Annotated in this window: 20 protein-coding genes; 9 read left to right on the plus strand and 11 right to left on the minus strand. The window is 68.9% G+C overall.

Going from position 1 to position 18,798, the window contains the following annotated elements; all coding sequences use genetic code 11:
• Window position 1: 1 nt before the first annotated feature.
• Window positions 2–727, minus strand: coding sequence for a TetR/AcrR family transcriptional regulator (locus ACFULV_RS09170; protein ID WP_378654843.1), 726 nt, complete (start codon window positions 725–727; stop codon window positions 2–4).
• A 110-nt stretch (window positions 728–837) separates the two neighbouring features.
• Here ACFULV_RS09170 and ACFULV_RS09175 point away from each other — a divergent pair, with 110 nt between their 5' ends.
• From ACFULV_RS09175 to ACFULV_RS09195, 5 genes are all read left to right on the plus strand, one after another.
• Window positions 838–1,731, plus strand: coding sequence for a diiron oxygenase (locus ACFULV_RS09175; RefSeq protein WP_378654847.1), 894 nt, complete (start codon window positions 838–840; stop codon window positions 1,729–1,731).
• Window positions 1,728–2,741: a DUF4873 domain-containing protein gene (locus ACFULV_RS09180; RefSeq protein ID WP_378654850.1), complete on the plus strand. Its 1,014-nt coding sequence runs from the start codon at window positions 1,728–1,730 to the stop codon at window positions 2,739–2,741. Before ACFULV_RS09175 ends, ACFULV_RS09180 begins: the two co-directional genes overlap by 4 nt.
• Before the next feature lie 82 nt (window positions 2,742–2,823).
• The gene (locus ACFULV_RS09185; RefSeq protein WP_378627447.1) at window positions 2,824–3,123 is read left to right on the plus strand and encodes a DUF6412 domain-containing protein; all 300 of its coding nucleotides are present in this window, start codon (window positions 2,824–2,826) and stop codon (window positions 3,121–3,123) included.
• Window positions 3,124–3,216: 93 nt separating this feature from the next.
• Window positions 3,217–4,101 carry a membrane protein insertase YidC gene (yidC, locus tag ACFULV_RS09190; RefSeq protein WP_378654854.1) on the plus strand — a complete coding sequence of 295 codons (885 nt, stop codon included), beginning with the start codon at window positions 3,217–3,219 and terminating at the stop codon, window positions 4,099–4,101.
• A 91-nt stretch (window positions 4,102–4,192) separates the two neighbouring features.
• Complete coding sequence (locus tag ACFULV_RS09195) at window positions 4,193–4,744, plus strand: NUDIX domain-containing protein (protein ID WP_378654857.1); 552 nt, start codon at window positions 4,193–4,195, stop codon at window positions 4,742–4,744.
• A 1-nt stretch (window position 4,745) separates the two neighbouring features.
• Here the strand turns inward: ACFULV_RS09195 and ACFULV_RS09200 are convergent, their stop codons facing one another.
• Window positions 4,746–5,114, minus strand: a complete 369-nt coding sequence (locus ACFULV_RS09200) for an arsenate reductase family protein (protein WP_378654860.1) — start codon at window positions 5,112–5,114, stop codon at window positions 4,746–4,748.
• 58 nt (window positions 5,115–5,172) lie between these two features.
• Between ACFULV_RS09200 and ACFULV_RS09205 the strand changes: the two genes are divergently transcribed.
• Window positions 5,173–5,676, plus strand: coding sequence for a nitroreductase/quinone reductase family protein (locus tag ACFULV_RS09205; protein ID WP_378627439.1), 504 nt, complete (start codon window positions 5,173–5,175; stop codon window positions 5,674–5,676).
• A gap of 51 nt (window positions 5,677–5,727) precedes the next feature.
• Here ACFULV_RS09205 and ACFULV_RS09210 read toward each other — a convergent pair whose 3' ends face one another.
• The 7 genes from ACFULV_RS09210 to ACFULV_RS09240 are packed head-to-tail and all read right to left on the minus strand — an operon-like array spanning window position 5,728 to window position 12,837.
• Window positions 5,728–6,870 (minus strand): ABC transporter substrate-binding protein, encoded by a 1,143-nt coding sequence (locus tag ACFULV_RS09210; RefSeq protein WP_378654863.1) that lies wholly within the window; start codon window positions 6,868–6,870, stop codon window positions 5,728–5,730.
• 13 nt (window positions 6,871–6,883) lie between these two features.
• Window positions 6,884–7,648 (minus strand): ABC transporter permease, encoded by a 765-nt coding sequence (locus tag ACFULV_RS09215; protein WP_378654866.1) that lies wholly within the window; start codon window positions 7,646–7,648, stop codon window positions 6,884–6,886.
• A complete protein-coding gene (locus tag ACFULV_RS09220) occupies window positions 7,645–8,484 on the minus strand; it encodes an ABC transporter ATP-binding protein (protein ID WP_378654869.1) in 840 nt (279 codons plus the stop codon). The genes ACFULV_RS09215 and ACFULV_RS09220 overlap by 4 nt, the downstream gene beginning before the upstream one ends.
• A gap of 47 nt (window positions 8,485–8,531) precedes the next feature.
• On the minus strand, window positions 8,532–9,476 hold the full coding sequence (locus ACFULV_RS09225; RefSeq protein ID WP_378627432.1) for an ABC transporter permease: 945 nt from the start codon (window positions 9,474–9,476) through the stop codon (window positions 8,532–8,534).
• Window positions 9,477–9,507: 31 nt separating this feature from the next.
• Window positions 9,508–10,551, minus strand: a complete 1,044-nt coding sequence (locus ACFULV_RS09230) for a TIGR03842 family LLM class F420-dependent oxidoreductase (protein ID WP_378627430.1) — start codon at window positions 10,549–10,551, stop codon at window positions 9,508–9,510.
• Window positions 10,552–10,579: 28 nt separating this feature from the next.
• On the minus strand, window positions 10,580–11,998 hold the full coding sequence (gene hydA / locus ACFULV_RS09235; RefSeq protein ID WP_378627428.1) for a dihydropyrimidinase: 1,419 nt from the start codon (window positions 11,996–11,998) through the stop codon (window positions 10,580–10,582).
• Window positions 11,998–12,837: a nitrilase-related carbon-nitrogen hydrolase gene (locus ACFULV_RS09240; RefSeq protein ID WP_378654872.1), complete on the minus strand. Its 840-nt coding sequence runs from the start codon at window positions 12,835–12,837 to the stop codon at window positions 11,998–12,000. Before ACFULV_RS09240 ends, hydA begins: the two co-directional genes overlap by 1 nt.
• A 122-nt stretch (window positions 12,838–12,959) precedes the next feature.
• Between ACFULV_RS09240 and ACFULV_RS09245 the strand changes: the two genes are divergently transcribed.
• The gene (locus ACFULV_RS09245; protein ID WP_378654875.1) at window positions 12,960–14,354 is read left to right on the plus strand and encodes a PLP-dependent aminotransferase family protein; all 1,395 of its coding nucleotides are present in this window, start codon (window positions 12,960–12,962) and stop codon (window positions 14,352–14,354) included.
• A 118-nt stretch (window positions 14,355–14,472) separates the two neighbouring features.
• Here ACFULV_RS09245 and ACFULV_RS09250 read toward each other — a convergent pair whose 3' ends face one another.
• Together ACFULV_RS09250 and ACFULV_RS09255 are read right to left on the minus strand one after the other, a co-directional pair.
• Window positions 14,473–15,978, minus strand: a complete 1,506-nt coding sequence (locus ACFULV_RS09250) for a glycosyltransferase family 39 protein (RefSeq protein WP_378654877.1) — start codon at window positions 15,976–15,978, stop codon at window positions 14,473–14,475.
• Window positions 15,975–16,613, minus strand: a complete 639-nt coding sequence (locus ACFULV_RS09255) for a TetR/AcrR family transcriptional regulator (protein ID WP_378654880.1) — start codon at window positions 16,611–16,613, stop codon at window positions 15,975–15,977. Before ACFULV_RS09255 ends, ACFULV_RS09250 begins: the two co-directional genes overlap by 4 nt.
• A gap of 235 nt (window positions 16,614–16,848) precedes the next feature.
• Here ACFULV_RS09255 and ACFULV_RS09260 point away from each other — a divergent pair, with 235 nt between their 5' ends.
• Window positions 16,849–17,970 (plus strand): methyltransferase, encoded by a 1,122-nt coding sequence (locus tag ACFULV_RS09260; RefSeq protein ID WP_378654883.1) that lies wholly within the window; start codon window positions 16,849–16,851, stop codon window positions 17,968–17,970.
• Window positions 17,971–18,110: 140 nt separating this feature from the next.
• Window positions 18,111–18,791 (plus strand): peptidylprolyl isomerase, encoded by a 681-nt coding sequence (locus tag ACFULV_RS09265; protein WP_378654886.1) that lies wholly within the window; start codon window positions 18,111–18,113, stop codon window positions 18,789–18,791.
• Window positions 18,792–18,798: the final 7 nt, after the last annotated feature.

The raw sequence follows: 18,798 nt of genomic DNA on the forward strand, positions 1-18,798 counted from the left end.
GTCAGCGCAGCCGCTCGTCGGGCGGCGGGGCCGCGTCCGGCGCGATGAGCAGGTCGGCGATGAGCGAATCCCGTTGCAGCGGAACTCCGAGACTGCGGGCATTGCCCTCGAACAGCGACAACACCGACTCGGTCAGAATGCCCTGCACCTGCTCGGTGGTGAGCACCGGCTCCGGGTCCGCGCGCCAACTCGCCACCACACCGTCGACGAGGCCGACCATGCCGAACGCCATCGGCCGCCCGCGCGCCGGGTCGATGCCGAAGCGGGCCAGGGTCGCCGCGAAGATGTCGGCGAGCTGTCCACCCACCGCACGGCCCGCGCCGCTGAGGCTCGGCGCGCCCTGTGGTGCCGCATCGCCGAGGAATCGGTGCAGGTTCGGGTGGCGCTCGATCCAGCCGAGATAGGTGCCGATGGCGCCGCGCACGGCGTCTTTGAGTGCGCCGTCGGACTGCAGCGCGGGCAGCAACTCCGCGAGCAGCAATTCCAGGATCCGCTGCCGCGCGAGTGCGTCGAGTTCGGCCCGGCCACCGACATGGCGGTAGACCACCGGTCGTGGCAGCGCCAGATGCTCGGCGATCAGCTGCACCGAGATCTCGAGACCGTGTTCCTCGATCACCTCGATGGCGGCGTCGATCATCTCCGCGCGACGGCGCTCTTTGTGCCCGTGCCAGCGGGTGGCGCGACCGTCGGCGGCGGTCTGATCGGCGTGCGCGGATGGGGCAGTCACAGTGCTAACGATACCCGTGCCGACGTTGACCGTGACACCGCGTTCCACTAACCTTGGTGATACACGCTGTAACACCAAGCGTGGCACGTTCCGCCGAGAGTGAGCCCGCGATGCGCAACGCTACCGCCTCCCCGCGCGATTCCTTCGCCCAGCGCCTGCTGATCGGCTCGCTGCGAAGAACCTACGACCCGGTGGTCGACATCGCCTGGGCCGAACCCCTCGACCCGGCGAAGCTGTTCCTGCCACCGCGCGTCATCTCGCTCTACGGGACCGACCTGTGGGCCGCGATGACGCCCGACCAGCAGCGGGAACTCTCGCGCCAGGAACTGGCCAATGTGCTCTCGGTCGGCATCTGGTTCGAGAACCTGCTCAACCGGCTGCTGCTGCGCGAGCTGCTGCGCGGCGATCCCACGTCCGCGACCTCGCACTACACGCTCACCGAGATGGCCGACGAGTGCAGGCACATGATGATGTTCGGCAAACTCATCGAGCGCGTCGAGGCCCGCCCGTACTGGCCGCGTCCGGCGGCGCGGCTCGCGATCACCGCGCTACCCGCCGTGCTGCACGGCCCGATGGTGTGGGTGGCGGCCCTGGTCGGCGAGGAGATCTTCGACGCCCTGCAGCGACGGATGCTCGACGATCCGCAGTTGCAGCCGATCGTCGCGCGCGCCATGCGCATCCACGTCACCGAGGAGGCACGCCACATCGGGTTCGCCAGGGACGCGCTGGCGCGGCGCGTGCCCGCGATGTCGGCCGGTGAGCGGGCCTATATCCGCCTGTGTGTGGCGGTGGCCGGACCGCTGTTCGTGTCGCTGATCACCAACCGGCACATGTACATTCGCGCCGGGCTCGACGGTCGACAGGCACGTGGTGCGGCACTTCGTAATCCGGTCGCGCGGGAATCCAGGGCGACCGGGGCGGCGGAGCTGGTGACGTTCCTGGGTCAGCACGGACTGATCGGATCGGCCGGGCGCAGGCGGTGGCGGGCGGTGGGTCTGCTGTGAGCGTCGCGGTCATCGGGACCGAATCCCGGGCGATCGCGCGGCGGCTGCGAGCGGCCGGAATCGCCGAAATATGTGTCTACGAACCGGTTTCAGCGGGCGATGCGTCCCGATCTCCGGTCGGCGGACAGCGCCGGACACCGTGGACGGCACCGCGCAGATGGCTGTCTCGCGAGGATCGGCCGGTCCCCCGGCGGCTGGCCGATATCAGCGAACTCGTTTTCGACGAGGCCGGGGACCACTGGCTGATCCACTCGGCCGGGAACGCGCCCGCCCAGGCGAGGGTGGTGATTCTGGCCGCCGACACCACCTGGCGCCTGCGGGCCGGCGCCGCATCGGAATCCGCACACCGTCACCGCGGCGCCCTGCCCGCGACAGCGTCCGGCGTCCGACTACCGGTGACGGGACGTGAGGCTCGCACGCTCGACGCGGCGTGGTCGCACGCTCCGGTCACCTTTCGCGGGATCGCGACCCATGGCTTCCCGAACCTGTTCTTCGTCGGCAATACCGAGCTCGCCGTCGAGGAACCGCCGGTCGCCCAGTCGGTCCGAATCGATCTCATCGCCACCTGGGTCCGCGCTCTGCAGCGGCAATCAGGCACCCGGATCGAAGTGCGAGCCAGCACCCAGCACGAATACCACCGCCTGCTCGATCCGACCCTGAGCACACGTCGCCCGGGCCGCCCGAAACCCCACCACTTCGACATCACCGTCGCCGCCGACCGGCACTCGGATCACGACTACGCCGGGCCTGCCGTCCTGGATCTACCCGGCGCCGAATATCCCGTCATCGCCACCCTCACCGGCCATACCGACCCGATCGACGGCCGCTACCACTGGTACGGCCGCCTCGACCCCGCCGAGTCCACTTCGCTCCCCGACCCGACGCGAGCCTGCGCCCTACTCGTCCTGCCGGGCCGCGAACCCGCGGCAGCGAACCTCACCGAACGCGACCCGTGGGGCAATCTCCGTGTCACCGGTGTCGGCACCCCGCCCTTCGCGCTCGAGACGTAGAGCCACGCCCACGCACGGCGAGTGGGCTATCGGACTCCGCGGGCGACCACCGGCACCTTCCAGCGTCGGTATGATCGGTGACATGCAGGCACGGGCGATGGTGGTGGCGTACGCGGTTCTCGCGTGCGTGCTGCCCGCCTTCGTGCTCATCTCCACACCGGGCGGCGAGGCCACCCGCATGCTCGCGTTCGGTGCGGTCGCCGCCGCGATGGTGTGTGCGCTGGTCGCGATCACCGGCCGCAGTCACCTGCCTGTCCGGGTCGCGAGTGTGGGTCCACCGCGGTCGGCACAGCGCCGCCTGCGCGGTTCCTTTCTGCGACAGAGCAATCCGGATGCCGCCGGGCGGCCACGTCCACGAGCTCCGGGGATCGATCACCTCTGACAGGTGCCGCGCCGTCGGCGCCGCCTGTCGGATCCCGCGATCCCATTCCCCTTTCGTGCGTTCGCGCACGCTGCACGGACAGGTCGTCCCGTCATGCTCGATTTCGTCTATTTTCCCGTGTCCGCGGTCCTGTGGTGCTGGCACCAGCTCTTCGCGATCCCGCTCGGCGCGGCCAGTGGTCTGGCCTGGCTTCTCGCGGTCGTCGCGCTGGTCGTCACCGTCCGCGCGTTGCTCGTGCGCACCGCGCTGCGGCAAGCCCGCTCCCAGCAAGTCCTGCGTTCGCTGCAACCGCAGATGGACGCCATTCGCCGCACCCACCGCGACGACCCGCGCGCCCAGGCCGAGCAGATCCGGCTGCTCCAGCGCGAGCACAACGTCAGCATGTTCGCCGGGTTCGGACCGCTGATCGCGCAGGGGCTGGTCTTCCTCGGCCTGTTCCACGTGTTGCGCTCCTTCGACCGGACCGGCGCCTACGCGGTCGGCCCGTTCACCTCGACGGACAGCCCGCTGCCGGTCGAGGTCAACAACGCCACCGCCAACTACCTGTTCGGCGCACCCGAGGTCCGCGCGTTCCTCGATGCCAGATTGTTCGGCGCACCGCTGTCGGCGACCCTGTCCGGCGCGGGTGAGGTTGTCGTCGCGGTCGCGGCACTCGCCATCCCGCTGGTGCTGATCGCCGCCCTCGCCACGCACTTCACGGCCCGGCTCACCCCGGCGGTCGCGGACAACAGCACGGCCGCGATCATGCGCACCTTGTCGCTGTGGGTGTTCCCGGCGGGTGCGCTCGTCAGCGGCGCCGTCCTGCCTGTCGTCGTGCTCACCTATTTCGCCACCAACGCGCTGTGGACCTGCGGCCAGCAGTATCTGATCCGGCGCACTCTGGCCGCCGAGGAATCCGCGAAGAAGGCGCTGGTCACCACGGCGGCCCGAGCCGCCGCTCCGCGGCCGGGGGTGAAGCCCCAGCGCCGGAAACGGTGAATCACAGGCCGAGATGCGGGGACCGTGATGCCCCGCACTCGCGGCCGATGACCGCGCGCCGGTCAGCGCTCCCGGCAGTTACCCTCGGGCAGTGTCAGCGAATCCGGAAGACGAACTGCTCGCCGTCTACGACGCCGAGGGGCTGGTGATCGGCGAGGCCGATCGGGGCACCGTGTACCGCGAGGGCCTGTGGCACGCGAGCGCGGGCGTTCTCGTGCGATCGTCCGACGGAATGCGCGTGTACGTCCACCGGCGCACCGACACCAAACTCGTCTTCGCGGGGATGCACGACTGCCTCGCTGGCGGGGTGGTCGACGCGGGTGAGACACCGTCCGACACCGCGATCCGCGAACTTCGCGAGGAGCTGGGCATCGTCGTCCCGTCCGGCACGGTACTTCCGTTGCGCGCCACCGCGTCCTGGGACGGCGGCTGGGCGGGCCGCGCGCTGCGTTGCCACCTGTTCGGTTACGAGTACCGCTCCGACGGTCCGTTCGTCCACCAGCCGTCCGAGATCGCGGACGGCTGGTGGTGGACCGATGCCGAACTGCGTGCGCACCTGCGTGATCCGGCATGGCCGTTCGTTCCCGACACGCGGGCAGTCCTGGACGGCCTGCTCATCGGCGACGACGGCTCGCGACCCTGACTCAGTCGAGCGCGCGCAGCGATTGCTCGTCGCGGGCCACCACCGCACCGCCGTCGGCGGTGAGCACGATGGGCCGCTGGATCAGCTTCGGATGCTGCGCCAGAGCATTCAGCCACCGGTCCCGATCGGCCTCGGTGCGCCCCCATTCCGCCATTCCGAGATCCTTGGCGATCTGCTCCCCGGTGCGGGTGATATCCCACGGCTGCGCACCCAGCCGCGTGAGCACCGCTCGCAGTTCCTCGACAGTCGGGGGATCATCGAGGTAGCGGCGCACGGTGTATTCCACGCCGGCCGCGTCGAGGTGCGCGGTGGCGTTGCGGCTCTTCGTGCAGCGCGGGTTGTGCCAGATCTCGGTCTGCCCAGATGTCATCTTCGCAGCGTAGGTCACCTGCACTGCGGGCACGCTCGCACGTGGCGATACTGGGATCATGAGCGATTCCGCGTCTCCCGAAAACCCTTACGGCACACCGACGACCACCGGCCCCGAGCCGATCCGCTCCTTCCAATCCCAGCTCAATACCCTCATCCGCGGCCTGCTGAAGGTGCCGGTGCTGTCCGGCATCGTCGGCAAACGGCTGGCCACCCTGCATGTTGTCGGACGCAGATCCGGCGTCGTCTACGACGTCCCGGTGGCCTACACCGTGCACGGCGGCGACTTGCTGATCGGCACCGCGCTGCGACCGTGGGTGAAGAATCTCCAGGGCGGCGCGCAGGTGCGCCTGTCGCGGGGCGGCGCACCCGAAACCTTCACCGCCACCGTGTACACCGACGAACAGCACGTCCTGGAGCTGTTCGCGGTGATCGCGCGCGACAACAAGCAGAACGCGAAGTTCAACGGCATCGGCTACCTCCCCGACGGCCAACCGTCCGAGGCCGACATCTACCAGACCTGGCAGCAGGGCGGTGTGGTCATCGGCCTGACTCCGCTCTGAACACACGGCGACGATCCATCGGCCGTGCGATGGACCGTCGCGTGGGGGTGACTACTTACCGCCCTCGGTGGGGGTGACCTGCGCGGGCTGGTAGCTCGCACCCGTCACGTCCACGCCCGCGGCCTTCAATCGGTCGAGCGCCTTGGTGACATACTCGGTGGTGTAGGCGTCGGCATCGGGGTCTTTGGTGAGAACCGTTGCGCCCTCGGCGTTCTTGGTGTTCTTGGCGATCGAGACCGTGCGATCCCATGCGGTCTCGTCGATGGTGCCGATGCCCGCGGGTGAGGGCCAGATCAGCTTGTTCACCTCGTTGATCTGCCACTGCTGGTGCCCGGCGCCGAGTGTGGCGCCCGCGGCGACGGTGATGTCGCGGCACTTGTCGAGGTTGTCGCGGCAGAACGCCCAGCCCTGGAGCGAGGCGGTCAGGAACTTCACCGTCTGATCCTGGTACTTGCTGTCCTTCAGCTTCTCGGTGTTGGCCCACAGCGCGTCCTGCAGCATGGCCACACCTTCGTCGTTCCAGTCGATGGTGGTGAAATCGTCTGCGGTGTAGAGCTTTCCGGTGGCCGGATTCTTGGTTTCGAGCAGCTGGGCGTACTCGTTGTAGGACATGGCCTGGGCGGCGGCGATGTCCTTGGCGAGGAAGGCGTTCATGTCGAACTGCTGCTGGACCAGTTTCACGTCCTCGGCCGGATCGATGCCCGCCTTGGTCATCCCGGCGAAGAGCTCGAATTCGTTGCCGTAGCCCCAGTTTCCGACGGTCTTGCCTCGCAGCGCGGCGGGCCCGGCGATGTTCTCGGACTTGAACGAAACCTGCTTGGTGCCCGATTTCTGGAAGATCTGAGCGATCTCGGTGATCCCGGCGCCCGCCTCCCGCGACGCCAGTGCCTTGGGCACCCAGGCCACCGCGTAGTCGGCCTGGCCCTGGGCGAGCACCGTCTGCGGGACGATGTCGGTGCCGCCGTCGAGGATCTCCACCGACAGGCCCTGCTCCTTGTAGAACCCCTGGTCCACCGCGGCCAGGTAGCCCGCGAACTGCCCCTGTTTGAACCATTGCAGCTGCAGGGTCACCTTGGTGAGGCCGTCGGCGGTGGTCTCGGAGCCACTGTCGGTGGTACTACAGCCGGTCAGCGCGGCGGCGGCCACGGCGGCCACCGCCAGCGCGGTGCGCAACCGGAGTGCGGTCTCGGTCATGGATTGATCTCCCTCATCGGATCGTGGACAGCAGTGGGGTTCGGGGTCGACGGGTGAGTTGTTCGAGCAGCAGCACGGCGGCCAGGAACACCAGGCCCACGCACATCGCGCCGACGACATAGGCCCAGGCCCGCGGATAGGCGGTATTGGCCGCGGCGGAGGTGATCCGGCTGCCGAGTCCGTTCTGCAGGCCGCCGAAGTACTCGGCGATGATGGCCGCGATGACCGCGCCGGGTGCCGCGATCCGCAGTCCGGTGAACAGGTGCGGCAGCGCGGCGGGCAGGCGCACGGTGCGGGTGATCTGCCATCCCGACGCGGCGTAGGAGGTCATCAGGTCGGCCTGCACCTTCGGCACCTGCCGCAGTCCGCGAGCGGTGCTGACGAAGACCGGGAAGAACACGACGATGGTGACCACGAGCCGTCGCGGCGTCTCGGTGGTGGTGGAGTACATCGAGTTCAGCAGTGGTGCCAGCGCCACGATCGGTACCGCGGCAGCGGCGGCGGCCAGCGGGGTGAGCAGCCCGTCGATCACGCCGAATCGCACCGCGAGAACGGCGGCGGCCAGGCCGAGTACCGTCCCTGCGACGAACCCGATCAGCGCGTTCGTGCCGGTGGCGAGCGAGGCCTCCAGGATCCGGCCCGCGTTCTCGCCGAACTGGGTGGCGATCGCGCTGGGCGCGGGAAGCAGGAACGAGGGCACGCCCGCCACCACGGTGAGCACCTGCCACAGCGCGAGGACGACGATGCCGACCAGTACCGGCGGCAACCAGGTCTTCATCGCAGGTCCCGTCCCGCCACGGCGGTGTCGTCGTGCTCGCCGCGCAGGGCCGCGCGCACCGCGGCGACGGCGGCGAAGAACTGCGCGGACGCCCGCACATCGGTGCCCGCCTCGCGATCCCAGCCGCCGGTCGCCACGATGTCGCTGATCCGGCCCGGTCGTGCGGACAGCACCACCACCCGGTCCGACAGGTACACCGCCTCGGGAATCGAGTGGGTGACGAACACGACGGCGGCGCCGGTCTCCCCCGCGATGCGCAGCAACTCGCCCTGCATGCGTTCCCTGGTCATCTCGTCGAGTGCACCGAACGGTTCGTCCATCAGCAGCAGCGACGGTTTGCGAGCCAGCGCGCGGGCGATCGCGACGCGCTGTTGCATGCCGCCGGACAGTTCGGCCGGATACCGGTCGGCGAACTCGCTGAGCCCGGCCATGGCGAGCAGTTCGGCACTGCGCGCCCTGCGCTGCGCCTTCGGCACCTTGTGCAATTCCAGGGGCAGTTCGACATTGGCCGCGACCGTGCGCCAGTCGAGCAGACCGGCCTGCTGGAACGCGATGCCGTAGTCCTGATCGATCCGTGCCTGCCGCGCCGGCTTGCCGTGCACGGTGACACTGCCGCTGCTGGGCGTCTCGAGATCGGCGACGATCCGCAGCAGGGTGGACTTGCCGCAGCCGGAAGGTCCGATGAGCGAGACGAATTCGCCCGCCGCGACGGTGAGCGAGACATCCGACAGTGCCGTCACCGCACCGGCGACGAAGGTCTTGCCGAGATGGCTCAGTTCGACCGCGGCCGACACCGGCGACCCCGGGCTGCCGGATTCGGCGACTGAGGTGGTCATGGGTACTTCTTCCTGAAACGTTGTCGTGGAGAGTGTTTCGGCGGCGCTCATCGGCCCTCGCTCGACGCGTCGGTGCCCGGCGGGTGGCTGTAGCGGCGTAGCGCCAGCTCCACCAGACCCACCAGCGCGGTGAGGACGACGCCGAGCAGCGCGGCGGCGAGCACGGCGGCGTACAGCCGGGCCGAATCGCCGGTGGCCTGCTGGGAGAACACGATGATCTGCCGCCCGATGCCGCCCGCGGTGCCGGTGGAGATCTCGGCGACGACCGCGCCGATCACCGCGGCCGCGGCGGCCAGGCGTAGTGCCGGAATCAACGAGGGAACAGCGGCGGGAAACCGCAGGCGCGTCAACGTCGCCCACCACCCGGCCGAACAGCTACGCATCAATTCGACCGAGGCCGCCGACGGCGCCTGTAGCCCGCGCAGCATCCCGATGGCGATCGGGAAGAAGGCGAGATAGGCCGCGATCACCACGATGCTCATCCACGGCCGCCACGGCTCACCACCGATGGACAGTTTGCCGCCCCATGCCGCCACCAGCGGCGCGAGCGCGATCAGCGGAACCGTCTGCGACAGAACCACATACGGCAGCAGGCCGCGTTCGAGCCAGCCGAAGCGCTGCATCGCGACCGCCAGCGCCACGCCGACCACCGCGCCCAGCAACAACGCGAGCACCGACAGACCCAGCGTGAACATCGCCGTGCGCAGCAGTGTCTCGCCGACGGTGCCCTTGCCGTCCGGGTCGCCGAGCACGGTGAACACCGCCCAGACGTGCGGGAGCGCGCCGTCGCTGGTGCGGGGAAGTACTCGGGTGCCCGCGATGCTCACACCGTCGGCGGGCACCAGCACCTTCACCAGCTCCCAGATCACCGCCACGAGCACGAACGCGCTCGCCGCGTAGACCGCGCGCAGCAACCGGGTCCGACCGGGCGTGGAGGCTCGGATCTTCTGCGGGACAACAGCTGTCGCCGGATCGATGGTCACCGTGGTCATCGGCGCACTCCCACCCGCGGTTGACCGGCGATCATGACAGACCGGCCGCTCGGATCGCGGTGACCTGCCGATTCAGCCGCGGCAGCACCTGCTCGCCATAGGCCTCGAGCGTGGCCGTTTTGGCATCGTGCTGCAGATACACCGCGAATTGGCCGACGCCGAGCTGCTCGAGCTCCCACAACCGGGTGAGCTGCTCGTCCGGGGTCCCGATCAGGCAGAACCGGTCCACGATCTCGTCGGGGACGAAATCGGCATGCGTGTTGCCCGCCCGCCCGTGCTGGTTGTAGTCGTAGCCCTGCCTGCCGGCGATGTAGTCGGTCAGCGCCGCCGGAACATCGCCGCCCGTACCGTATTTCGCGACGATGTCGGCGACGTGGTTGCCGACCATGCCGCCGAACCAGCGACACTGGTCACGGGCGTGTTCCAGGGCGGCCTGCGATCCGTCGGTGACGTAGGCGGGCGCGGCGACACAGATCTTCACCGACAGTGGATCTCGGCCTGCCGCCGCTGCCGCCGCACGCACCCTGCCGATGGTCCATGCGGTGATGTCGGGGTCGGCGAGTTGCAGGATGAACCCGTCGGCGACCTGCCCGGTGAGCTCGAGTGCCTTGGGCCCGTATCCGGCCACCCACACCTCGAGCCGCGAATCGGCGGCCCACGGGAATCGCACCTCGACGTCACCGACGCGGGCGCTGCGACCGTTGCCCAGTTCCCTGATCACCTCCACCGATTCGCGCAGGGTGGCCAACGTCGTCGGCTTGTTCCCGACGGTGCGGACCGCCGAGTCACCACGCCCGATGCCGCAGATCGTGCGGTTGCCGAACATCTCGTTGAGCGTGGCGAACACGGACGCCGTCACCGTCTGGTCCCGGGTGGCCGGGTTGGTGACCATGGGCCCCACGGTCACCTTCCGGGTGGCGGCCAGGATCTGGCTGTAGATCACATAGGGCTCCTGCCAGAGCAGGTGCGAGTCGAAGGTCCACACGTGCGAGAACCCGTGGGTTTCGGCCACTCTGGCCAGTTCGATCACCCGCGACGAGGGTGGTGTGCACTGCAGGACGACTCCGATGTCCATCGGCACTCTCCGTTTCGGCAGTTGGTTTCTACAGCAGGTTCTGTGACAGGCCGCGCCGGAGGAACCGGCCGTGCCCGGCGCGACCGTGGTAGGCGCCGTCGTCGACGATCACCCGGCCGCGTGACAGGACGGTGTCGACGTGTCCGTCGATCTCGAAGCCCTCCCACGCCGAGTGGTCCATGTTCATGTGGTGGGTCTTGCCGAGGCCGATGCTGGTGTGCCCGTTGGGGTCGTAGATCACGACATCGGCGTCGGCACCCGGGCTGATCACGCCCTTGCGCGGATACATACCGAACATCCGGGCCGGGGTGGTGCAGCAGACCTCCACCCAGCGTTCGAGCGAGATCCGCCCGTCCTTGACACCCTGGAACAGCAGATCCATCCGGTGCTCGACCCCGCCGATCCCGTTCGGGATCTTGCTGAAATCGCCCACACCGAGCTCTTTCTGGTCCTTCATGCAGAACGGGCAGTGGTCGGTGCTCACCGCGGTGACGTCACCGGTGCGGATGAAGCGCCACAGCTCGTCCTGATGTCCCTCGGCGCGCGAGCGCAGCGGTGTCGAGCAGACCCACTTGGCACCCTCGAAACCCGGTGCGCCCAGCTGTTCTTCGAGTGAGAGGTACAGGTACTGCGGACAGGTCTCGGCGAACACGTTCTGCCCGTTGTCACGCGCGGTGACGATCTGCTGCATCGCCTGTTTCGCCGATACGTGCACCACATACAGCGGGGCACCGGTCAACTGCGCCAGCATGATCGCGCGATGGGTGGCCTCCTCTTCCATCTGCCACGGACGGCTGGTGCCGTGGAAGTAGGGCGAGGTGTCACCGCGGGCGAGAGACTGTTCGACGAGGACGTCGATGGCGATGCCGTTCTCCGCGTGCATCATCATCAGCGCGCCGAGGTCGCCCGCGGACTGCATGGCACGCAGGATCTGGCCGTCATCGGAGTAGAAGACCCCCGGATAGGCCATGAACAGCTTGAAGCTGGTGACGCCTTCGCTGACGAGTTCGCTCATCCCCTTGAGGGATTCGTCGTTGACATCGCCGATGATCTGATGGAAGCCGTAGTCGATCGCGCACCGCCCGGCGGCCTTGCCGTGCCACTCCGCGAGGGTGTCCTGCACCCGCTGGCCCGGCTTCTGCACCGCGAAGTCGACGATCGTGGTGGTGCCGCCCCAGGCCGCTGCCCTGGTCCCGGTTTCGAAGGTGTCGCTGGCCTCGGTGCCGCCGAACGGCAGCTGCATGTGCGTGTGCCCGTCGACACCGCCGGGGATCACGTACTTGCCGGTCGCGTCGATCACCGTATCCGCGTCGGCCGCCAGATCAGCGCCGAGCGCGGTCGAACCCGGTTGCAGGACAGCGACAATCGTCTCGTCGTCGATCAGCACGTCGAGGAGCTGGGACCCGGTGGCGCTCACCACCGTCCCGCCGTGGATGAAGGTGCGCATCAGGGGGTCACCAACGGTCCGTAGGCCTCCGGGCGGCGGTCGCGATAGAACGCCCATCTCTCGCGCACGATCTTGATCAGATCCATATCGAGATCACGGACAACCAATTCCGGCGAAGTGTCGGAGGCGACCTCGCCGACGAACTTCCCCTCGGGGTCGACGAAATAGCTCGTGCCGTAGAAGTCGTCGTCGCCGTATTCGCTCTCGATGCCGACGCGGTTGATCGCACCGACGTAATACTCGTTGGCCACCGCCGAGGCCGGCTGCTCGAGTTTCCACAAATAGCTGGAAAGCCCCCTCGACGTCGCCGAGGGATTGAACACGATTTCGGCGCCCGCGAGGCCGAGCGCTCGCCAGCCCTCCGGGAAATGGCGGTCGTAACAGATATAGACGCCTACTTTGCCGACCGCGGTGTCGAATACCGGCCAGCCGAGATTGCCCGGCCGGAAGTAGAACTTCTCCCAGAATCCGGTCACCTGCGGGATGTGATGCTTACGGTATTTTCCCAGGTAGGAGCCATCGGCGTCGATCACAGCCGCCGTGTTGTAGAGCAACCCGTCCATCTCACGCTCGTACACCGGCAACACCATCACCATGTTCAGCTCGGCGGCCAGAGCGGCGAACCGTTCCGTCGTCGGGCCCGGTACCGATTCGGCGTACTCGTAGAACTTGGTGTCCTGTAGCTGGCAGAAATACGGGCCGTAGAACAGCTCCTGGAAGCAGATCACCTGCGCACCCTGCGCCGCCGCCTCCCGTGCGTAGTCCTCGTGCGCCGTGGTCATTGATTCTTTGTCACCGGTCCAGGTGGTCTGGACGAGCGCCGCTCTGACGATTCCCATGCTTTGTTATACTGCACCTACAACTGATTCTGTTGTGTTACAAGAGCGCGGAAACAGTTTCGGTGCCGTAAACGTTGGCGCGCACCCCGGATCGGCCGCGCACAACCCCGCAGAATGAGTCAATGACCGAAGCCTCGCCGACCGCACTGCCCGCGGACTTCGCCGGGGACCTCGACGAACGAACCGCCGCCGGGATCGCCGCCGCGATCGGTCGCCGCATTCGTTCGGGCGCACTCGCTCCCGGTACCCGACTGCCCACCGTGCGCGAGGTGGCCCGCGAGCTCCGGGTGTCCCCCGCCACCGTCAGCCAGGCCTGGCGCGCGCTGGCCGCGACCGGCGCGATCACCGCGCGCGGACGGGCGGGCACCTTCGTCGGGGAGAAACACGAGGCACCGATCGGCCGGTATCAGCGCCTGCACTCGCACTCCGACAACGCCTTTCGCGTCGACCTGTCGCGCGGCACCCCCGATCCGGCGCTGCTGCCCGACCTGGCTGCCGCCCTGCACGCGCTCTCGCGCGACACCGCGCCGGGCGATCTCTCGGCGCACTATCTCGGCGAGGCGGTGCTGCCCGCACTCGCCGAGGCGCTGCGTACCGACTGGCCGTGGCCGTGCGAACGGCTGACCGTCCTCGACGGCGCCCTCGACGCGGTGGACCGACTCCTCGCCGCCCACGTGAGCTTCGGTGATCCGGTGATCGTCGAGGATCCGTGCTTCCCGCCGTTTCTCGACCTGCTCGCCCGCCTCGGCGCACGTCCGATCGCCGTCCGTCTCGACGAATCCGGCTTCCGGCCCGAGGAATTCGCGCGCGCGTTCGACGGACCGGCGCCGCGCGCGGTGATCCTGCAACCGCGTGCCAACAACCCGACCGGCGCCTCCCTCGGCGCGGCCAGAGTCCGCGAACTGGCGGCGATACTGCGCTCGTACCCGGCGCTGATCATCGAGGACGACCACTCCGCGGGCATCGCGACCACCCCGCTGCGCTCCCTGGCCGCGCGATTCCCCGATCGCGGGGTCTACATCCGCTCCTATTCCAAGTCCCACGGCGCCGATCTGCGGCTGGCCGTCGCGGGAGGGCCCGCGGCACTGCTGGATCCGGTGGTCGAACGCCGGATGCTCGGGCCCGGGTGGTCCAGCCGGCTGCTACAGCGCGTGCTGTTGACGATGCTCCACGATGCCGGGGCTCGTGCCACCGTCGCGGGCGCGCGCCTCGAATACCGCAGGCGCGCCACCGTTCTGCGCCGCGCGCTGGCCCGTCACGATGTCGTCGTGGCCGCGGGCGACGGCATCAATATCTGGCTCCCGGTCTCCGACGAGAACGCCGCAATGATCAGCCTCGCCGCCGCGGGCATCAAGGCCGCGCCGGGCGGCCCGTTCGAAGCGGGCGAGCGGCCCGTCAGCGACCATCTGCGCCTGACGCTGGGCGCACTCGGCGACACCGACATCGCTTGGCTCGCCGCCGAACTCGCCGCCGCGGCCACCGCCACCCCGACCTACCGGCGCATCCGCAGATCCTGAACGCTGATCACGCCTGGCGCGGCGACGGCCTGGTGGGCTGGGCCCACCGGCCGCCCGGCCGGCGGCCCACTCCGTCCGCCGATTCCGACGGGAGGCCGTACGCGGTCGCGTTGTGGTGCTACATCTCACGCAGGTCGGTCCACAGCTGCGACCACGGTCGGACCGGCAGTTCGCAGCGCCAGATCGTCACATCACGGGTGGCGCCCGCGTAGCCGAGCCGGGCGTCGGCCCGGCCGATCGGCGTCACCGATCCGAAGTGCGCGCGCAACTCCTCGTGCTGCGCGCCGACATAGACCACCGTGGACGCCGTGTCCGGCGGAGTGCCGAGATAGCCGTACCCACGACTCGGGCTGTACACCGCGGGCCAGCCGTACTGCTGCCGATACGTCTCGAGAGCCCCTGCCTGCCAATAGGATTCGGCGACGATCACCGCGTGCGTGCGCTCGGCCGGTGACAATGTCCGGTACGCGAGGTCGGTCGACGCGGCCAGGTCGGACCAGCCGAACTTGCCGTGCAGCAGCAGGTCCGCGCCACCGGTGCTCGGCGGGATCGAGGACTCCGGCTGCCAGGGCAGCGACCACGCGGCGAGCGCGACCGAGAGTCCGATCACCGGAACCGCAGCAATCCGCTGCCACGTGGCCCTCGCCTCGACCAGCCCGACCGCCCCGGCCGCCATCGCGATCGGATAGATGCCGACGGCGTAGTAGGGCCGCCCGCCGGTCGCCACGAACGCGACCACGAGCAGGACGACCACCAGCCCGAAGAACCGGTAGGGGCGGAGGGATTCCGCGCGGAACAACCGGATCGTGCCGTAAACCAGCAGGATCGCGCCGAGCAGCCCCGCCGCGAGCAGCGCGACCGGCACGAAGATCAACCGCCCGCCGATCATCTCCTGCTCGGCACTGACCACACCGCCCATCGCGAGCTGCGGCCATCCGTTCGCCGCCTGCCACAGCAGGCTGGGCACCATCGCGACCGCGGTGATCGCGGCGCCGATCCACAGCGCGGGCCTGCGCAACAGATCGCGTGGGCCGTAGACGAGCACGCTGATTCCGACGCAGATCCAGAAGAACGGGATGAGCCATTTGACCTGCATGTCGATCGCGGTGACGACCCCGGCCATGATCAGCAGCACATCGGCGCGAGTCCGGACCCAGCGCACGAGCAGCCAGGTGATGAGCACCCACAGCGGTCCGTCGATCGCATTGGTGGAGAGCTGGCTGCCCTGCACGAACAGGAACGGTGACGTCGCGTAGGCGACCGCGCTGATCAGCTGCGCGCCGCGTCCGCCGCCGATTTCCCGCGCGATCGCCGCGGCGAGCACGATGCCGGCCACCGTGATCAGCAGGGCCGGAAGTCGCAGCGCCACCAGCGAACCGGGTGCGATCGAATCCATCAGCCGAGCGATCAGCGGCAGTAGCGGGCCCTGGTCGGCGTAGCTGACCGCCAGGTGGTGCCCGCCCGCCGCGAGGAAGTACAACTCGTCGCCGAAGAAGCCGTACTGCCCGAGCACGGCGAACAGTCCGACCGCGGCCACCAGCGCGATCGCGCCGACGCCGAGCACCGCGAACGGCGGAACCTCCCGTACCGCATCGGGTTGGGTTGATTCCGTCGTCGTTGTCATCGGTCGTCGTCCTTCCTCGTCACCGCGTCGTACATCTCGATGAGATGCGTGCGGTAGTGGCGCACATCGAAATCGGTTTCCCGCACCGCCCGGTTCGCGATTCCGTCGATCGAGTCCCGGATCAGACGCGCCAGCACGGTCGGGTCGAAATCGCCGAACTCGCCGGCGCGCTGCCCCTCGGCCAGCGCCGAGACCAGCGGCGCGATGATCTCCCGGTCACCGTCGGGGGTGTCGAATCGCAGCGAACCGTCCGGGCCGCGCAGATTGAGCACGATGTCGCCGACAGCGGCGACGTAGCTCTTGTTGTCGTCGATGAATTGCAGATTCGACGACAGGTAGGCGTGCAGGACGGCGCGGTAGCCGTCGGCGATCGCGGCGGTGAGGATCGGCGACATGAACTCGGCACCGGAGACGAACAGCTGCGTCACGACCTGTGACATCAGCTCGTCTTTGCCGTCGAAATGGTAGGAGATCACGCCCTTGGAGATGCCGGCGTGCTCGGCGATCCGGGCCAGCGACGCGTTGCCGTACCCGACCGCGGAGATCACTTCGACGGTGGCCGCGATGATCTGGCGCCGTCGCGCTTCCTCGATGAACGAGCGCTGTTGTCCATCCGGCTTGTTTTCTGGCCGCATGGTCAGAATTTAGCACGATCGGCCTGTAACCGCGCCCTAGATGACGTCAGCCTGGGCCGATACGGCAGAATGAGGGACCCCTCCCCCGGAAAGGCAGCAGTGGTGACGCTCGACATGGCACTCGGCGACGCGGTCGCGCGCGTTCCCACGCCGTAGCGACCGACCGAGAATCGGCCGTCGCGTCCGGCGTCGGCGTATTCGAGTCACCAGTACCGTCGATCACCGGGAGCAGCCCGTGTCCACCATCGCCTGGACCGAAGACCACAGTCAGCACTCCGCCGTCTGGCATTCGGAGAACGGCGCGCCCGCACCGCGCGCCGTCTCCACCGCCGACGACCGGCTCTCGGCCGATCACGCGTATCGCCGCATCAGGGCCGGTGAGGCGCTGCTGTGGCAGGGCGATTACAACAATGGTCGCCAACTGTTACAGGCGCTGGGCCGGCGCGCCGATCGCAAGCCGGCGAAGAAGCCCGCCGGCGGCGATCTCGGCGCGCTCTACGAACACGAGCGAATCCGAAGGCGCGCACGGGCGGGCATTCTCGGCAGTCTCCTGATCCGGCTGGGCAAGGGCTACGAGCTCGAGCTGCGCCGGGCTCCCGATGTGGCGGCGGCGTGCGAGGCGGCGTACGGTCCGGCGGACGCCGAACGCGTGGTCACCTTCACCGAACTACTCGGTGTGGTGAGCGCCTATCGCTGGCAGCAGCAGGGTGTCGAAGTCCCCGCGCTCGGAGCGCGGGTGTATCCCGGATACGGCGTGTTCTCGCCCACCCGAAGCGAATACGTCGATCTCGTCGCCGACGCGCCACTGGATCCCGAGATCCGCACCGCGTTCGATCTCGGCACCGGCACCGGCGTGCTGGCCGCGCTGCTCGCCACCCGCGGCGTCCCCGAGATCGTCGCCACCGATATCAACCCGCGGGCGTTGCGGTGCGCGAAGGACAACGCCGAACGGCTCGGCTTCGGCCGGATGATCGCCGTGACCGGACCCGCCCTGTACCCGCCCGGCCGTGCCGATCTCGTGGTGTGCAATCCGCCCTGGCTGCCCGGCGTGCCGACCTCGGATCTGGAACGTGGTGTCTACGACCAGGATCAGTCGATGCTCACCGAGTTCGCCCGCGACCTGCGCGCACACCTCACCCCCCACGGCGAGGGCTGGCTGGTGCTGTCCGACCTCGCCGAACTGCTCGGCCTGCGCCCGGCCGACCACATTCCGCGCCTGCTCGACGACTCGGGCCTGTACGTGCTCGGCAAGCTCACCACGCGGCCGCGCCATCCCCGCGCGACCGATCGCGACGACCCCCTCGCCGCGGCCCGCACCGCCGAGACGACCACGCTGTGGCGGTTGCGGGCCCGCTAGTCCCGAAAGCACAGGATTCTGTGTCGATCACACGACGAGCGGTCCGGATCCGGTGGTCTGTCCCCACGCGAGCCGGTGCGGCTGGCAGGATGCGCGGTACATCGTCCGGTAGCACCCGCTCTCGAGGAGATCCCGCCAAGGTGACCAGCATTTCGCAGGACCGACCCTTCATTCGCGCGCTCGTCGGCGTCGGCATCGCCGCGGCCGCCCTGGTGGCACTCGCCCCCGCCGCGCAGACCGCACCGATGCGTCAGGCAGTGATCCCCGGATGCACACCCGCCGCGGCGGGTCAGCCCAACGGCAAGCAGTGGCCCACCGAACCGGCGCTCACCATCGACACCGCGGCGAGCCACACCGCGACCCTCGAAACCACCTGCGGCACAGTCACGATCGCGCTCGATGCCGCCGCCGCCCCGCACACGGTGAACTCGTTCGCCTTCCTCGCGGGCGAGGGCTATTTCGACCACACCCGCTGCCACCGGCTCACCACCCAGGGCATCTTCGTGCTCCAGTGCGGCGACCCCACCGCCACCGGCATGGGCGGCCCCGGCTACAAGTTCACCGACGAGAACCTCGCGGGCGCGGTCTACCCGGCGGGCACCGTCGCGATGGCCAACGCGGGCCCCGGCACCAACGGCAGCCAGTTCTTCCTGGTCTACCGCGACACCCAGCTGCCCCCGAACTACACCCCCTTCGGCACCATCACCGAGGGCCTGGACGCCCTGACCAACGTCGCCAACGCCGGCGTCGCGGGTGGCGGCGCCGACGGCACCCCGGTGGCGGATGTGGTCTTCAACGCCGTGACCACCACACAGGGCTGATCCACGA

It is taken from the genome of Nocardia sp. NPDC057272 (genome assembly GCF_042668615.1).
In the GTDB taxonomy this organism is placed as follows: Bacteria; Actinomycetota; Actinomycetes; order Mycobacteriales; family Mycobacteriaceae; genus Nocardia.

Coding starts and splice junctions, on each gene's coding strand:
- ACFULV_RS09175 (WP_378654847.1), top strand. CDS start 838: ATGCGCAACGCTACCGCCTCCCCGCGCGATTCCTTCGCCCAGCGCCTG.
- ACFULV_RS09220 (WP_378654869.1), bottom strand. CDS start 8,484: ATGACCACCTCAGTCGCCGAATCCGGCAGCCCGGGGTCGCCGGTGTCG.
- hydA (WP_378627428.1), bottom strand. CDS start 11,998: ATGCGCACCTTCATCCACGGCGGGACGGTGGTGAGCGCCACCGGGTCC.
- ACFULV_RS09185 (WP_378627447.1), top strand. CDS start 2,824: ATGCAGGCACGGGCGATGGTGGTGGCGTACGCGGTTCTCGCGTGCGTG.
- ACFULV_RS09205 (WP_378627439.1), top strand. CDS start 5,173: ATGAGCGATTCCGCGTCTCCCGAAAACCCTTACGGCACACCGACGACC.
- ACFULV_RS09200 (WP_378654860.1), bottom strand. CDS start 5,114: ATGACATCTGGGCAGACCGAGATCTGGCACAACCCGCGCTGCACGAAG.
- ACFULV_RS09225 (WP_378627432.1), bottom strand. CDS start 9,476: ATGACCACGGTGACCATCGATCCGGCGACAGCTGTTGTCCCGCAGAAG.
- ACFULV_RS09215 (WP_378654866.1), bottom strand. CDS start 7,648: ATGAAGACCTGGTTGCCGCCGGTACTGGTCGGCATCGTCGTCCTCGCG.
- yidC (WP_378654854.1), top strand. CDS start 3,217: ATGCTCGATTTCGTCTATTTTCCCGTGTCCGCGGTCCTGTGGTGCTGG.
- ACFULV_RS09240 (WP_378654872.1), bottom strand. CDS start 12,837: ATGGGAATCGTCAGAGCGGCGCTCGTCCAGACCACCTGGACCGGTGAC.
- ACFULV_RS09210 (WP_378654863.1), bottom strand. CDS start 6,870: ATGACCGAGACCGCACTCCGGTTGCGCACCGCGCTGGCGGTGGCCGCC.
- ACFULV_RS09255 (WP_378654880.1), bottom strand. CDS start 16,613: ATGCGGCCAGAAAACAAGCCGGATGGACAACAGCGCTCGTTCATCGAG.
- ACFULV_RS09245 (WP_378654875.1), top strand. CDS start 12,960: ATGACCGAAGCCTCGCCGACCGCACTGCCCGCGGACTTCGCCGGGGAC.
- ACFULV_RS09230 (WP_378627430.1), bottom strand. CDS start 10,551: ATGGACATCGGAGTCGTCCTGCAGTGCACACCACCCTCGTCGCGGGTG.
- ACFULV_RS09250 (WP_378654877.1), bottom strand. CDS start 15,978: ATGACAACGACGACGGAATCAACCCAACCCGATGCGGTACGGGAGGTT.